We start from the raw sequence: 14,434 nt of genomic DNA, 5'->3' as shown, positions 1-14,434 counted from the left end.
TTTGTATACACTCGTAGCTGCCCAACTGACAAATGACACTGTTTTTTGTACGGGAGTACCTCTAATATCGGCCTGCCTTTAATTGGATGAAAAACGTGCTGACCGGTACGGGAGCTTTCCTCATGAAACTGTTGACCCTGCTGACGATGTTCTGGCTGACGATGATTGGCGCCACAGCGAATGCCGGCGGCCGTCCTGCTGACATGAAACTGGTTCTGAACAAGGACGGTATCCGGGTTTGGTCCTATGAGGTGCCCGGCAGTCCCCTGCATGGTTTCAAGGCGGTGACGACCGTCAGCAGCAACCTCAACAGCATCGTCGGGCTGATTGCTGATACCGAGGCCGCTAGCCGCTGGCTGTATCGCACCAGTGAAGTGGAAACCCTGAAGCGCAACGACGAGAGCATGTCATTCGTGATCCGTGTCGTGACCGATTTTCCCTGGCCGTTCAAGGATCGGGAGGCTGTTGTGGCCGGACGCATCATCCAGGACCCGCAGACCATGGTGGTGCGCATTGACAGCAATACCGTGGGCGGATATGCCCCCCGCACCGGCAATCTGAACATGCCGGTGGTCCAGGGCAGCTGGCTGTTCAAGCCGGTGGGCAACGGGAAGGTGGAGATCACCATGACCGGCCATGCCGATCCCGGCGGCAACCTCCCGGCGAGCCTGGTCAATCTGCTGATTCAGGAACACCCCTATAATTCGCTGAAAGCACTGAAGTCTGTCATTGCCGAGCCGCGTTTCCAGACCGCACGGGTGGCCTCCATCCGCGAGCCGCTTTACCAGTAAGGGCATCCTCTGCCCGCCGGTGTGTCCTGACTATGCGTCAGGACACACCGATCAGATGTCACGCTGCATTCCCCAGCTCTCTCCGATCGTTTTTATGGTCCTGCGGACAGTCACCAAGCTGTACGGTCACGCCTATTGCATGGTGATTCTGCTGGACAATTCACGCTTCACGTCGAATAAGACGCGATTCCGCAACGCCCGTCGGGGATTTCAGGGTAACCTTGGGCAAAATATCCAGAGGATTTCATGATGTCGCTGCCGGGCTTTATTGAGGAAGGTTTCCGTTATCTGGGTGAGGACTGGCCATTGTATGTGCGCGGCAGTGGACCCGGCGTGGTGATCATGCACGAGGTGCCGGGTATCTACCCCGAGGTGGCGGAATTTGCGACCAAGGTGGCGGACGCTGGATTCACGGTGTTCATGCCCAGTCTGTTCGGTACGCCGGGCAAGCCGTTCAGTGCAACCTATGCCGCCACCCAGATTGCCCGCGCCTGCATCCGCCGCGAGTTTGCCGCCTTCGAGGCCAACAGTTCCGGCCCCATGGCCGACATGCTGCGCAGCCTTTGCCGTTATGCCCATGAGCGTTGCGGCGGGCCGGGCGTCGGGGCGCTGGGCATGTGTTTCACCGGAAACTTCGCGCTGGCGCTGGCGGTAGAGCCGTCGGTGCTGGCGCCGGTGATGTGTCAGCCGTCCCTGCCGATCGGGGCCACCGCCGAGGCGCGGGCCGGTCTGCATATCTCGCCTGCAGAGCTGGAGACGGTGAAAATCCGGGTTCAGCAAGAGGACCTGAAGGTGCTGGGGCTGCGCTTTACCCATGACCTGATGTGCCCCAAGGCCAAGTTCGAGCGCCTGCACGATGAGTTGGGAGAGGGTTTTGAGGCCATCGAAATCAATTCGGAGCCGTTCAATCCGCATGGTCTGCCGCTGAGTGCCCATTCAGTGCTGACCCGGCATCTGGTGGACCGGGAAGGGCATCCGACCGTACAGGCGCTGGAGCGGGTGCTGGGATTTTTCCGGGAACGTCTGGTGGCGGGCTGAGTATCCGGAGCCGTCCTGAAGGCCTTGCGCCATTCAGGACGGGTTTCACCCGGCGTGGTTACTTCTTTTTGTCCTTCTCTTTTTCTTTGTCCTTGCCCAGACGCGCCTCAATGGCGTCGCACAGGGTCTTCATGATCTTGATGCGGGCGAAATACTTGTTGTTGGCTTCGACCAGCGTCCAGGGCGCGGTAGCGGTGCTGGTGCGGTCCACCATGTCACTGACGGCATGGACGTATTGCCCCCACTTGTCGCGATTGCGCCAGTCCTCGTCGGTAATCTTGAAACGCTTGAAGCCAACTTGCTCCCGTTCCTTGAAGCGATTCAGCTGCTCCTCGCTGCTGATGGCCAGCCAGAATTTGACCATGATGACGCCGTTTTCGGCGAGCTGTTCCTCGAAGTCGTTGATTTCACTGTAGGCGCGCATCCAGTCCGCTTCCGAGCAATAACCCTCCACTCGTTCCACCAGCACCCGTCCATACCACGAGCGGTCAAAAATGGTGATGCGGCCCTTGCGCGGCACGTGCCGCCAGAAACGCCACAAGTAGGGCTGGGCGCGTTCTTCTTCCGTAGGGGCGGCGACGGGAATGATGCTGAAATGACGGGCGTCGACCGCAGCGGTGATGCGGCGGATGCTGCCGCCCTTGCCGGCGGCGTCGTTGCCCTCGAAAACGGCAATGACACTGTGGTTGTTGAACTCCGGATGACGAGTCAGCAGGTTAAGACGCCCCTGCAAGGCCTCCAGTTGTTCTTCGTAGTCACTCTTGGAGAGTTCCTGATCCAGCGTGAGCGTGTCCAGAATCTGCAGGTTATCAATGGGCGGCAGCAACGGCGCTACATCGGCAGCAGGCACTGTAGCGGGAATCTTGTTGCGGTCCAACCTGGCGCGGATATTCGAGAGGATATGCTTGCCGACGGTGAGGCTGCGGTAATACGGGTCTTCGCCTTCCACCACCAGCCAGGGCGCTTCCCCGGTGCTGCTTTCCAGCAGGACATGCTCGGAAATTTCGCGGAAACGGTCATAGCACTTAAAGTTGTCCCAGTCATGCTCCGTGACACGCCAGCGGGTTTTGGGATCTTTTTCGAGCTGCTTGAGGCGCTTTTCCTGCTTGCCCTTGGAGAGATGAAACCAGAATTTCAGCAGCAGCACACCTTCATGCGCCAGCATTTTTTCGAAGTGGACAATGTCCTCAATCTGCTGGTCCAGTTGAGACGACTTCAGTTCGCCGCTGACCCGGCCGACAATGGGTTCGGTATACCATGAGCCGAAGAGAATGCCGATACGACCTTTGGGCGGCAGGGCCCGCCAGTAGCGCCACATGCGTGGCCGCTCACGTTCCTCGTCGGAGGCTTCACCAAAGGCATGGGTGGTGATGAGGCGGGGGTCCATCCATTCATTGAGCAGGTTGACGGTTTCACCTTTGCCTGCGCCATCCACGCCGTTAATAAGTATGACGACTGGAAACGCACCCTTTTCCTTCATTTCAAACTGGGCGTCGAGCAGGGCTTCACGCAGCGCAGGCTCTTCATTTTTATAGATGGCCTTTTCAATCTTGTGACCGATTTCAGCGGATTCAAACATCAGCAGGCTCCTTGTTATAAGACACATTATCCCTTGAGTATAGGCCGCCCCGGCCAAAGACCATAGGCCATATAAGGGTTAGCCGGTGACTTTTTTGTGGCTCATTCCTCGCCCAGTGTCTGGCTGCGGCCGCCGTCCACGGCGATGATCTGGCCGGTGATGTAGGGGGCGTCTTCTACCAGGAAGGCGACGGTGCGGGCGATGTCTTCCGGGGCGCCCAGGCGGCCCAGGGGCACGCCGGACAGGATTTTGGCCTGCACGGCGGGATCGATCACCGATTCGCTGTGTTCTTCCGGCCAGAGGATGGCGCCGGGGGCGACGCCGTTGACCCGCACGCGCGGCGCCAGATCCTTGGCCAAGGCGCGTGTCATCATCGCCAGCGCCGCCTTGGCCATGCAATACACCGGATAGTCACGGAAGGGCCGGCTGGCGTGGATGTCGACGATGTTGACGATGCTGCCCCGGCAGGCCGCCAGCGCCGGGCTGAGCGCCTGGCTGAGGAAGAACGGCGCGCGGGCGTTGCTGGCGAACAGGTCGTCCCATTGGTCGAGGGTGGCGGAGCCGGCCGGAGTGGGATAGAAGCTGGAGGCGTTGTTGATCAGGGCGTCCAGCTTGCCGCCGGTCAGGGCCAGCACCCGTTCCGCCAGTTGTTGCGGGGCCTCCGGCCGGTTGAGGTCGGCTTGCAGGATGCAAGCGCTGTCAGGCCGCAGGCTGTTCAACCGGGCGGCGAGGGCGGAGGCTTCTGCTTCGCTCTGGCGGTAGTGGATGAAGACCGTCCAGCCCCGCGCATGCAAGGTTTCGGCAATCACCGCCCCCACGCGCCGGGCGCTGCCGGTAATCAGGGCGAGGCGGGGATCAGTCCTCACAGAGTCGGCTGCTGTTTTCATGGTGTTCCTTGCGAAAACGGTTAAGGGCGTGAATGCGTGCCTGGGCCAGGGCGTCGCCCAAGGCTTTGCCGTCCAGCGATTCACGGTGTGGCAGGTGTTGGGGGGTCACGGCCATGGCGATGTCCAGCGCTTGGCTGAAATAGGTCCGTTGCGGGTAGTTACGGTTCTCGAAGCCGAGACGGCCGCGTGCATCGGCCTCGCAGGCCAGCAGGAATTCAGCGAAGCGTTCGGGGCGTCGCAGGGCATCCATGTCGCGCAGTTTCAGCCACAAGGTCTTGCCTTGCAACTCGGTTGCGCGATGCCCGTCCAGATGATAGCGGCAAACGATTTCCGCCAGTTGCTGATAATCCCTGGGTGCCTTGTAGCGAGCGCACAGAGCCTGCACCAGCGGCACGCCGCGATGCTCGTGTTCAATATGGCGCGGCAGCATGTCGGCCGGAGTGACGCCCTTGCCCAGGTCGTGCAGTAACACCGCAAAGCGGACGCGCACGTTCGCCCCTAACCTCACGGCCTGTTCCAGGCACATCAGGACATGTTTGCCAGTGTCGATTTCCGGATGGAATTCCGCGCGTTGCGGCACGCCGAACAGGGCGTCGATTTCCGGGAACAGCCGCGACAGCGCCCCGCAGGCGCGCAAGACTTCGATGTAGACGGCCGGGGAGTCTTCAGCCAGCGCCTTGTGCGTTTCCTGCCAGACGCGTTCCGGCGTCAGGTGGTCGATTTCACCTGCAGCGACCATGGTTTGCATCAACGCCAGCGTTTCCGGGGCAATGGTGAAGCCGAGCAGGGCATAACGTGCGGCAAAGCGGGCCACGCGCAACACGCGCAGCGGGTCTTCACCAAAAGCAGCCGAGACATGCCGCAAAACGCGGTTGTTAAGGTCGGCCAAGCCGTCGTAGGGGTCGACAATGCGGCCATCCGCCGTTTGCGCCATGGCGTTGATGGTAAGGTCACGGCGCAGCAGGTCTTCTTCCAGCGTTATGGAGGGTGTAGCGTCGCAGATGAAGCCGTGATAGCCGTGTCCGGATTTGCGTTCGGTGCGGGCGAGGGCGTATTCCTCAGCGGTGTCGGGGTGCAGGAAGACCGGGAAATCCTTGCCCACCGGTTTGTAGCCTTGCGCCAGCAGGTTTTCCGGCGTGGCTCCGACCACCACCCAGTCACGCTCAGTGAACGGGCGGCCGAGCAGGGCGTCGCGGACAGCGCCGCCAACCAGATAGACTTCCAACGTGTGTTACTCCCAGGTCTTGATAGGCGCTTGCGCGCGTGTTCGTGGCCGGATGATATCCGGCCTGGCCTGGTAAAGCACTCATCGGATAACTCAGCCCGTATTCCGCAACCCCGCCGCAATGCCCGCGATCGTCACCATCAGCGCATGATCGTGAATAGTGGTTTCTCCTCCGGCCTCGCGCCGCCGCTTCATCAATTCCGCCTGCAACATGTGCAGCGGCAACACATAGGGTGTGCGTACTGTAATTGACCGCTTCAGCACTTGGGCCAGCTCCAGCAACTGCTTGCGTTCCGTGACGTTCAGCAGGATGCCCACCGTTTTTTCCAGCCGCGCCCGCAACAGCGTCCCCAAGGCCTGCAACGCCGGGTCGGTGGTCAGGTGCACCTCGTAATAGGCGGCAATGGCCGAGTCCGACTTCGCCAGCACCATTTCCAGCATGTCGAGCAGGGTCTGGAAATAGGGCCAGTGTTGACGCATATCGCGGATGACCGGGGTATAACCGTCGGCCATGGCTGTATTCAACGCCCGACCGGTGCCCAGCCAAGCGGGCAGCATCAGCCGTACCTGTGTCCAGGCGAACACCCACGGAATGGCCCGCAGCGACTCGATGCCGCCATTGGTTTGACGCCGCGCCGGACGTGAGCCCAGCGGCAGCATTTGCAACTCCTGCTCCGGCGTCACGGTGCGCATGTAGCGGATGAATTCTGGCTCGTCACGCACGGTTTCCCGGTACACCGCCAGTGAGGTTTGCGTCATGCGCGCCATCAGCTCCCGCCATTCCGGTTTGGCGGCGGGCGGGGGCAGTAGCGTCGCTTCCAGCGTGGCGGCGGCGTAGAGTTCCAGGTTGCGCAAGGCAATGTCTTTCATGCCGAACTTGAAGCGGATCATTTCCCCTTGTTCCGTCACCCGGATGGCCCCCGCCACCGATCCCGGCGGTTGCGACAACAGCGCCTGGTGTGTGGGTGCGCCGCCGCGACTGACCGAACCGCCACGCCCGTGAAACAGCGTCAGCCTCACGCCATGCCGCTGCGCCACGGCGGTCAGGCTTTCCTGCGCCCGGTATTGCGCCCAGTTGGCGGTGAGGAAGCCGGCGTCCTTGGCGGAGTCGGAATAGCCGATCATCACTTCCTGATGCCCCCGGATGGCGGTCTTGTACCAGTCGACCGAGAGCAGCGCGTCCAGGCACTCCGCTGACCGGTCCAGATCGGCCAGCGTTTCGAACAACGGCACCACCCGCAGCGGCTGTGGGACTTCGGCTTCCTTCTGCAGCAGCATTACCGCCAGTACATCGCTGGCCTGGCGGGCCATGGAAATCACATACGCGCCCAGCGCCTCCGAGGGTTGTTGCGCCAGCACGCGGAAGGTCGCCAGCACTTCCTGAACGTTGGCCGAACTGATGGCGTCATCCGGCCCGGCCTGCAGCTGGCGTGGCAGTAAGGGGCGGGGATTGTCCAGTTCCTTTAGCAGGAAGGCCCGGCGCTGGGTTTCATCCCAGTCCAGATAGGAGCCCAGCTTCAGGTAGCGGGTAATGGCGTCCAGCGTCTCGGCATGGCGTCCCGATTCCTGGCGAATGTCCAGCTTCAGCAGTTCCAGCCCGAAACAGGCCAGCCTCCTCAGGATGTTTGTCAGTTCGTCATCGGCAATGTCACGCATGTTGCAGGCAATCAGCGACTCGTAGCACAACATCAGTGGCTGCCGCAGCTCTTCGGCCTGACGGTAGATGCCGGGGGCTTCCGGTGTCTCCCCGCGCAGCCGCGCTTCCACCCAGTCGCGGGTGCGTCCCAGACGGTCGCGCACGTCACGCAGCAGTTCGCGGTAGGGCTCGCGGCAATCCGGACCCACCGCCGCCCGCAGCGCCGGGCTGCAATCCTGCATCGACAGGTCCGAACGCAGGGCATCGATATCCCGCCAATAGAGGTCGGTAGCCTGCCAGCGCGAGAGCAGCAGCACTTCCTCGGTAACAGTGTGAGTGACATTGGGGTTGCCGTCGCGGTCGCCGCCCATCCACGACGCAAAGCGGATGGGTGCGTGATCAAGCGGCAGGTGTCGGCCGGTGTGCTGGAACACGGAGGCGTCGAATTCGCGCAGGAATTGCGGAATGGTGTGCCATAGCGTTTGCTCAATGGCGGTAAAGCCCCATTTAGCCTCATCCACGGGTGTGGGGCGATGGCGGCGGATCTCGTCGGTATGCCAGGCGGCGATGACATGACGCTTCAGCTTGCCCAGCAGGGCTTGGCGCTCCACCGGTGTCAGCCGTTGCTGGTCCAGCGTTTCCAGGCATTCGGCAATATGGTCGTATTTCTGGATCAGCGAGCGGCGGCTGATTTCAGTGGGATGGGCGGTCAGCACCAGTTCCACATCCAGTTGCTGCACCGCTTCCCACAAGGCATCCGGGCCAATGCCGGACGAGGCGAGGCGGGGAAACAGTTCGCGGATGGAGCCGGGTTGCGGCGAGGCGTTTTCCACCAGCTCCCAGGCGCGGCGGCGGCGCACCCGATGGTATTGCTCGGCAATATTGGCGAGGTTGAGGAACTGGGTGAAGGCGCGCGCCACCGGCAGCAGTTCGGTGTCACTGAGGGCGGCAAGAGTCTGGTTAAGCTGGCGGGTGGCTTCCGGGTCGCCGTCGCGGGCTTGCTTGCCCAAGCGACGGATGCTTTCCACCTTGTCGTAAATGGCCTGGCCGACCTGCTGGCGCAGGGTGTCACCCAACAGGCTGCCCAGCAGGCGTACGTCGTCCCGCAAGGGGGCATGGGGGTCGGGCGTGGTCATGGCGCACTCTCACGGATAATAGGGTGGCGGACAAGGCTCGCAAAGCCCGAAGGACTCCGGCCAACGATCAGCATAGACCCCGTCCTCCCGGATTCCAAGCGGCATGCTTCAGGCCACCTGCGATTCCTGCGGGCTGCGTTCTTCCGGTTTGGAAGGTTCCCGCAGGAAGGCCTCGATTTCATCAATGCGTTGCGCCGCATCGCGATAGCCCAGCTGGATCAACTCGCGGGTAAAGGCGGAGTCGAACAACAGGAAGCTGCTGAGGTCGGCGCTTTGAGCATCCGGCGTGCCCAGTCCGTCCATCAGGTAGCGCACGCTGCGCGGCATGCGGTGTTCCAGCGTCTTGGCGATGATGGCGATATCGGCGGAAGGGGAAATCACCAGTGGTGTCACCTGACGCATCGGTTCGTGGTCCGGCTCGGAGGGCAGGGCGGGCACCGAGGCTGCCAGCTTCTGGTAAGCGCCGACAAAGGCATTCATCCGTTTCAGGTGGTCGAGGTCGGCGTCCAGATGGTCGAGGAAAATAGCGTTCATCAGGGTGCCGCAAATTTGCGACAACGGCGGCCGTTTCAGGTCGCTGATGAAATCCTCCCCGGACGATAGTTCGGAGCGTAAGAGGCTGTCCGCCGATTCCTGGCAACGCACGCCAATGGCCAGCAGCCGTTCAGCGCCCAGGCGGATGGCTGGGCTCAGCGGTGTGATCAAGCGCATGGCGCCATCGCCGAAATAGGCGTTGCCGTTGCCGGTGGAAAGCTCCACGGGCGGAAAGACGATGGGAATAGCCGCCGACGCCAGGATGTGTGGCAGGGTCATTTCCGCGCGTAGCGCAACCCGTCGGCTCTTGTTCCACAGCGGATGGCCGTCCTTGCCTTCAATAAAGGTGAAGGCGCGCCCGGAGTGGTAGCCGGTGGCCGTGACGCCGAACGCGTACAAACCGCCTTCACGGACGGCGCGGCGGATACCGTCCAGTTGCAGATGACGGCCCAGAAAACCGAACAGTGGCGTGGAGTCCACCAGCGACTGCACCCGCCCGGCCCCGGTGAGGCCGCCCAGCGTGAAATCCAGCGCCAGTCGCCCGGCATTGCGGGCCATGGCGGCGGAGTCGGTGCGATAGACATCCGACGCCTGGAGGTTGGACCAGAGCTTGACCAGTAATTGGGCGGCATGCCGGAAGTTGTCGTGATGAGCGGCGACTGCTGCGCCATTGATAGCGCCCGCCGATGCACCGGTAATGATCGGAAACGGGGCAGGGCGGTTGGCCAGCGACGGCAGTTCACTGATGCGTTTGAGCACTCCGGCCTGATAGGCGCCGCGCGCGCCTCCGGCGGTGAGAACCAGTGCTGTCATGGGGTGGTGCAGGGATGTGTGTGTCGGCGACATCTGGAAATCCCCTTGGTTTTGGGTTGCTGTGGTGCGGCCGGGGGCCGTCTAGCCAGTAAAGCAGCAAGTCCTGTGCCAGATTGGGGAGGATTGAGGGAGAGGCTTTGCAGAGTTGGGGGAAGCCATTCTTTGTTAATAAGTGGGGCGTAAACCCCCCCTCCGGCTGCGCCGTCGGCCCCCTTTCCGAGGGGGCGTGCTGTAAGTTGATAGCCCCCTTGGAAAGGGGGCGGCACGAAGTGCCGGGGTTTTCTCTTACTGCCCCGCCTTCATCTGCGCCTGCGTCGTCAGCAGCACTTGCCCCAGCGTACCCAGCATATTGATGATATCGCCGTAATCCGGCAGCTTCGACTTCGCAATATCGGTCGAAGCCGTGACCAGTGAAATGCGGTCGCCCAGCGACAGCTGCCCGGTGGAGTAATTCACCAGATTGCCCTTGATGCTGTCGATGGCCGACAGGCGGGACTGATATTTGGCGATGCCGTCGGAAGATTTCTGGGTCTTCAGGGTTTCCTGAGTGCGTTGACGCTTCAGTTCCAGCGCCACCATCAGCGAACTGACCGTGGCCATGCCCGCCATGGTGTCTTTAAAGGCAGGCCGGGGAGCGCCGCCGGTCGCAGGGGCCATATTCATGGTGCCGCAAGCACTCAGCAGGCTGGCTGACAACAGCATCGGAATCAAGGCGTGCGATTTCATCGTGGGTATTCTCCGGAAAATTTGCCGGACTGTACCATAAACCGCCGCTTCGGACAGTTGATGAAGTTATATCGCTGATGAAGGTTTGTCTTGGACAAAAATGAATTTGTTCAGGCGCACAAATCATTCCGGCCATGGACAATGATTTTGGGAAAAACACCGGATGGATAAAGATGTGACCGGGCGGTCATGAAAATAGCTAGGTTGAGAACCGAGCAGTTTCTACACTACGTCACCGCTTTTCCGTCTGTCGACAAATCGTAGCCGCTTTCCTCTGCAGGAAGGCGACCCAAGCACCAGAGAGGTCATCATCATGGCATTGTACAAGGCTCCCCTCCGTGACATGCAGTTCGTTATGCACGAAGTGCTGAACGTGGAAAACCACTACAAGTCCCTTCCCCATTTTGCGGAAGTGGATCGTGACCTGGTCAACAGCGTCCTCGAAACCGGCGCCCAGTTCTCCGAGAACGAACTGTCCCCGATCAACCGCTCCGGTGATGAAGAAGGCTGCGGCTTTGACGATGGCGTGGTCACCACCCCCACCGGCTTCAAGGAAGCCTACGCCAAGTTCGTCGAACTGGGTCTGGGTTCGCTGGCTGCTCCGGTGGAACAAGGCGGCCAAGGCCTGCCTCCTTCCTTGGGCATTGCCATGAGCGAAATGACCGGCACCGCCAACTGGTCCTGGTCCATGTACCCCGGCCTGTCGCACGGCGCCATCAATACTGTTGCCGCCCACGGCAGCGACGAACAGAAAGAAACGTACCTGACCAAGCTGGTGTCGGGCGAGTGGACCGGCACCATGTGCCTGACCGAATCGCACGCCGGTTCCGACCTGGGCCTCATTCGCACCAAGGCCGAACCGCAGGCTGACGGCTCGTACAAGATCACCGGCAACAAGATCTTCATCTCCGCCGGTGAGCATGACATGGCCGAGAACATCGTGCACGTGGTGCTGGCCCGCCTGCCGGACGCCCCCAAGGGCACCAAGGGCATCTCGCTGTTCCTGGTTCCCAAGTTCATGCCCGGCTCCGGTGAGCGCAACGGCGTGAAGTGTGGCTCCATTGAGCACAAGATGGGCATCAAGGCTTCCGCCACCTGCGTCATGAACTTCGACGAAGCCACCGGCTTCCTGATCGGCCCCCCCAACAAGGGCCTGAACTGCATGTTCACCTTCATGAACACCGCCCGTGTCGGCACTGCGCTGCAAGGTGTGTGCGCCGCCGAAGGTTCGTTCCAGGGCGCGCTGCTGTACGCCAAGGACCGTCTGGCCATGCGTTCGCTGACCGGCCCCAAGGCTCCCGAGAAGGAAGCCGACCCGATCATCGTGCATCCCGCCGTGCGCCAGCTGCTGTTGACCCAGAAGGCCTTTGCCGAAGGCGGCCGCCTGATGGTGTACTGGCTGTCCACCTTCTCTGACACGCTGGAAGGCTCTGCGTCTGACGAAGACAAGAAGGCCGCTGACGACATGATGTCGATGCTGACCCCGATCGCCAAGGCCTTCCTGACCGAAGTCGGTTATGAAGCCGCCAACGCCGGTGTCCAGGTTTATGGCGGTCACGGCTTCATCCGTGAATGGGGCATGGAACAGATCGTCCGTGACACCCGTATTGCCCTGCTGTACGAAGGCACCACCCAGATCCAGGCGCTGGACCTGCTGGGCCGCAAGGTCCTGCAAACCCAGGGCGGACTGCTGCGCAACTTCACCAAAGTCGTGCACAAGTTCTGCGCCGCCCAGGAAGGCAATGCCGCCATGGCCGAATTCGTGCGTCCGCTGGCCGCGCTGAACAAGGAGTGGGGCGATGTCACCACCCGTGTCGGCATGAAGGCCATGGGCAATGCCGACGAAGTCGGTGCCGCTGCCGTGGATTACCTGATGTTCTCCGGCTATGTCACCATGGCTTACCTGTGGGCCTGGATGGCCAAGGTTGCCCAGGACAAGCTGGCCGCCGGTGAAGGCGATGCCGCCTTCTACAAGGCCAAGGTGCAAACCGCGCAGTTCTACTTCAAGAAGATTCTGCCGCGCACCAAGGCCCACATCGAGATCATCGATTCCGGCTTGGAAACGCTCAACCAAATCTCGGCGGATGCTTTTGCATTCTGATTTTGAGATAATCGGTTGAATTGAGAAAAGCCCGCGTTGATTGCGGGCTTTTTTCTGAATGTTTTCATGTAGGTCGGGCTACAGCCCGACTTACCCTTGACGCCAGTGAGTGTCGGGCTGAAGCCCGACCTACAGTCAACGTGTTCAATGAGGATTCATCATGCCCCTGTTCAAAGCCCCCCTCCGCGACATGCGTTTCGTGCTGGACGAAGTCTTCAACGCCAACGAATTCTGGCAGGCCAACCCGGCCATGAGCCATGTCGATCTGGACACCGTCAACGCCATTCTCGAAGAAATGGCCAAGTTCAGTGAAAACGTGCTGCTGCCCATCAACCGTTCCGGTGATGAAGAAGGCTGCACCTTCAACAACGGCGTGGTCACCACCCCGAAGGGTTTCAAGGAAGCCTTCAAGCAATACGCCGAAGGCGGCTGGATCGGTCTGGGTGCGGAAGAGGAATTTGGCGGCCAGGCCATGCCGAAAATGGTCACCGTGCTGACCGATGAAATGCTGTTCGCCACCAACCCGTCCTTCACCCTGTATCCGCTGCTGACCATCGGCGCGGGCATGGCCATGACCCAGCATGCCGGGGCGGAACTGAACAACCTCTACCTGCCGAAGATGTACTCCGGCGAATGGGCTGGCACCATGTGCCTGACCGAACCGCATTCCGGCACCGACCTGGGCATCATCCGCACCAAGGCTGAGCCGCAAGCCGACGGTTCCTTCCTCATTTCCGGCACCAAGATCTTCATTACCGGTGGTGAGCACGACCTGTGCGACAACCACATTCACCTGGTTCTGGCCAAGTTGCCGGACGCTCCGGCCGGTTCGCGCGGCATCTCGCTGTTCCTGGTGCCGAAGTTCCATGTCAACGCGGACGGTTCGTTGGGTGAACGCAACACGGTGGCCGCCGGTTCCATCGAGCACAAGATGGGCATCAAGGGCTCTGCCACCTGCGTCATGAATTTCGACGCCGCCAAGGGCTATCTGGTCGGCAAGGTCAATGAAGGCCTTGCAGCCATGTTCGTGATGATGAACTACGAGCGCCTGTCGATGGGCATCCAGGGTCTGGGCGCTTCCGAAGCCGCCTATCAGAACGCCGCTGCCTATGCCCGTGACCGTCTGCAAGGCCGTTCCGCCACCGGCGTGAAGATGCCCGAGAAGAACGCCGACAGCCTGCTGGTGCATCCGGATGTCCGCCGCATGCTGCTGAAGATCCGCGCCAACAACGAAGCCGGCCGCGCCTTCGCCATCTATGCCGCCCAGCAACTGGACCTGAACAAATACAGCGAAGATCCCGCTGTGCGCAAAGCTGCTGCCGACCGTGTCGCGCTGCTGACGCCTGTAGTGAAGGCTTACCTGACCGACAAGGGTCTGGAAAACTGCATCGAAGGCCAGCAAGTGCTGGGCGGCCATGGCTACATTCGTGAATGGGGCCTGGAACAGTGGGTGCGCGATACCCGTATCGCGCAAATCTACGAAGGCACCAACGGCGTGCAGGCGCACGATCTGATGGGCCGCAAGGTGGCCAAGAACGACGGCGTCTTCGTGGCGTCCTATCTGGCCGAAATCCGCGCCTTCAACGAGACGCTGGCCGGTGACGCCTCGCTCGACTTCATGCGAGTGGCGCTGGCCCAGGCTGCGGATGAGATTGAGTCCGCCACGCAGTGGGTGGTTGAGCAGTCCAAGGTCAACCCGGATGAAATCAACGCCGCCGCTGTGGACTACATGCACGCTTTCGGCCTGCTGAGCTTTGCCTACATGTGGGCGAAGCTGGCCAAGGCGGCAGCCGGCAAGAGCGACACGTTCTACATCGACAAGCTCAAGCTGGCCAGGTTCTTTGTCACCCGTCAGTTGCCCGAGCTGACCAGCCGCATTGCCACCATCAAGGCCGGTGCGGACAGCGTGATGCAGTTCGATATGGACTACTTTGCCTGATCTTCGGCGGTAGTTTTGGTTGAAAGAGC

10 protein-coding genes are annotated in these 14,434 nt (G+C 61.2%); 4 read left to right on the top strand and 6 right to left on the bottom strand.

Translation table 11 applies throughout. The features are described 5' to 3' along the window. The first annotated feature begins 122 nt into the window (after positions 1 to 122). Both Q7T36_RS03580 and Q7T36_RS03575 read left to right on the top strand, forming a co-directional pair. Positions 123 to 791: a hypothetical protein gene (locus Q7T36_RS03580; protein WP_304844124.1), complete on the top strand. Its 669-nt coding sequence runs from the start codon at positions 123 to 125 to the stop codon at positions 789 to 791. A gap of 246 nt (positions 792 to 1,037) precedes the next feature. Continuing rightward, on the top strand, positions 1,038 to 1,829 hold the full coding sequence (locus Q7T36_RS03575; protein ID WP_304844122.1) for a dienelactone hydrolase family protein: 792 nt from the start codon (positions 1,038 to 1,040) through the stop codon (positions 1,827 to 1,829). 58 nt (positions 1,830 to 1,887) lie between these two features. Here Q7T36_RS03575 and pap read toward each other — a convergent pair whose 3' ends face one another. From pap to Q7T36_RS03545, 6 genes are all read right to left on the bottom strand, one after another. Beyond that, positions 1,888 to 3,408 carry a polyphosphate:AMP phosphotransferase gene (gene pap, locus Q7T36_RS03570; protein ID WP_304844119.1) on the bottom strand — a complete coding sequence of 507 codons (1,521 nt, stop codon included), beginning with the start codon at positions 3,406 to 3,408 and terminating at the stop codon, positions 1,888 to 1,890. A gap of 101 nt (positions 3,409 to 3,509) precedes the next feature. Beyond that, a complete protein-coding gene (locus tag Q7T36_RS03565) occupies positions 3,510 to 4,295 on the bottom strand; it encodes a pteridine reductase (protein WP_304844117.1) in 786 nt (261 codons plus the stop codon). Further along, a complete protein-coding gene (locus tag Q7T36_RS03560; protein ID WP_304844114.1) occupies positions 4,264 to 5,520 on the bottom strand; it encodes a multifunctional CCA addition/repair protein in 1,257 nt (418 codons plus the stop codon). Before Q7T36_RS03560 ends, Q7T36_RS03565 begins: the two co-directional genes overlap by 32 nt. Before the next feature lie 93 nt (positions 5,521 to 5,613). Then, positions 5,614 to 8,292: a phosphoenolpyruvate carboxylase gene (gene ppc / locus Q7T36_RS03555; RefSeq protein ID WP_304844111.1), complete on the bottom strand. Its 2,679-nt coding sequence runs from the start codon at positions 8,290 to 8,292 to the stop codon at positions 5,614 to 5,616. A 108-nt stretch (positions 8,293 to 8,400) separates the two neighbouring features. Then, complete coding sequence (locus tag Q7T36_RS03550) at positions 8,401 to 9,672, bottom strand: patatin-like phospholipase family protein (RefSeq protein WP_304844108.1); 1,272 nt, start codon at positions 9,670 to 9,672, stop codon at positions 8,401 to 8,403. A 252-nt stretch (positions 9,673 to 9,924) separates the two neighbouring features. Beyond that, positions 9,925 to 10,365 carry a hypothetical protein gene (locus Q7T36_RS03545; RefSeq protein WP_304844106.1) on the bottom strand — a complete coding sequence of 147 codons (441 nt, stop codon included), beginning with the start codon at positions 10,363 to 10,365 and terminating at the stop codon, positions 9,925 to 9,927. 313 nt (positions 10,366 to 10,678) lie between these two features. Here Q7T36_RS03545 and Q7T36_RS03540 point away from each other — a divergent pair, with 313 nt between their 5' ends. Then, positions 10,679 to 12,466 (top strand): acyl-CoA dehydrogenase C-terminal domain-containing protein, encoded by a 1,788-nt coding sequence (locus tag Q7T36_RS03540; RefSeq protein ID WP_304844103.1) that lies wholly within the window; start codon positions 10,679 to 10,681, stop codon positions 12,464 to 12,466. A 160-nt stretch (positions 12,467 to 12,626) separates the two neighbouring features. After that, a complete protein-coding gene (locus tag Q7T36_RS03535; RefSeq protein WP_304844101.1) occupies positions 12,627 to 14,405 on the top strand; it encodes an acyl-CoA dehydrogenase C-terminal domain-containing protein in 1,779 nt (592 codons plus the stop codon). Positions 14,406 to 14,434 lie beyond the last annotated feature (29 nt).

Source organism: Fluviicoccus sp. (assembly GCF_030646115.1).
Classification (GTDB): Bacteria; Pseudomonadota; Gammaproteobacteria; order Pseudomonadales; family Moraxellaceae; genus Fluviicoccus.
The sequence above is the reverse complement of the archived record's forward strand: the minus strand, read 5'-3'. Positions and strand labels throughout refer to the sequence as shown.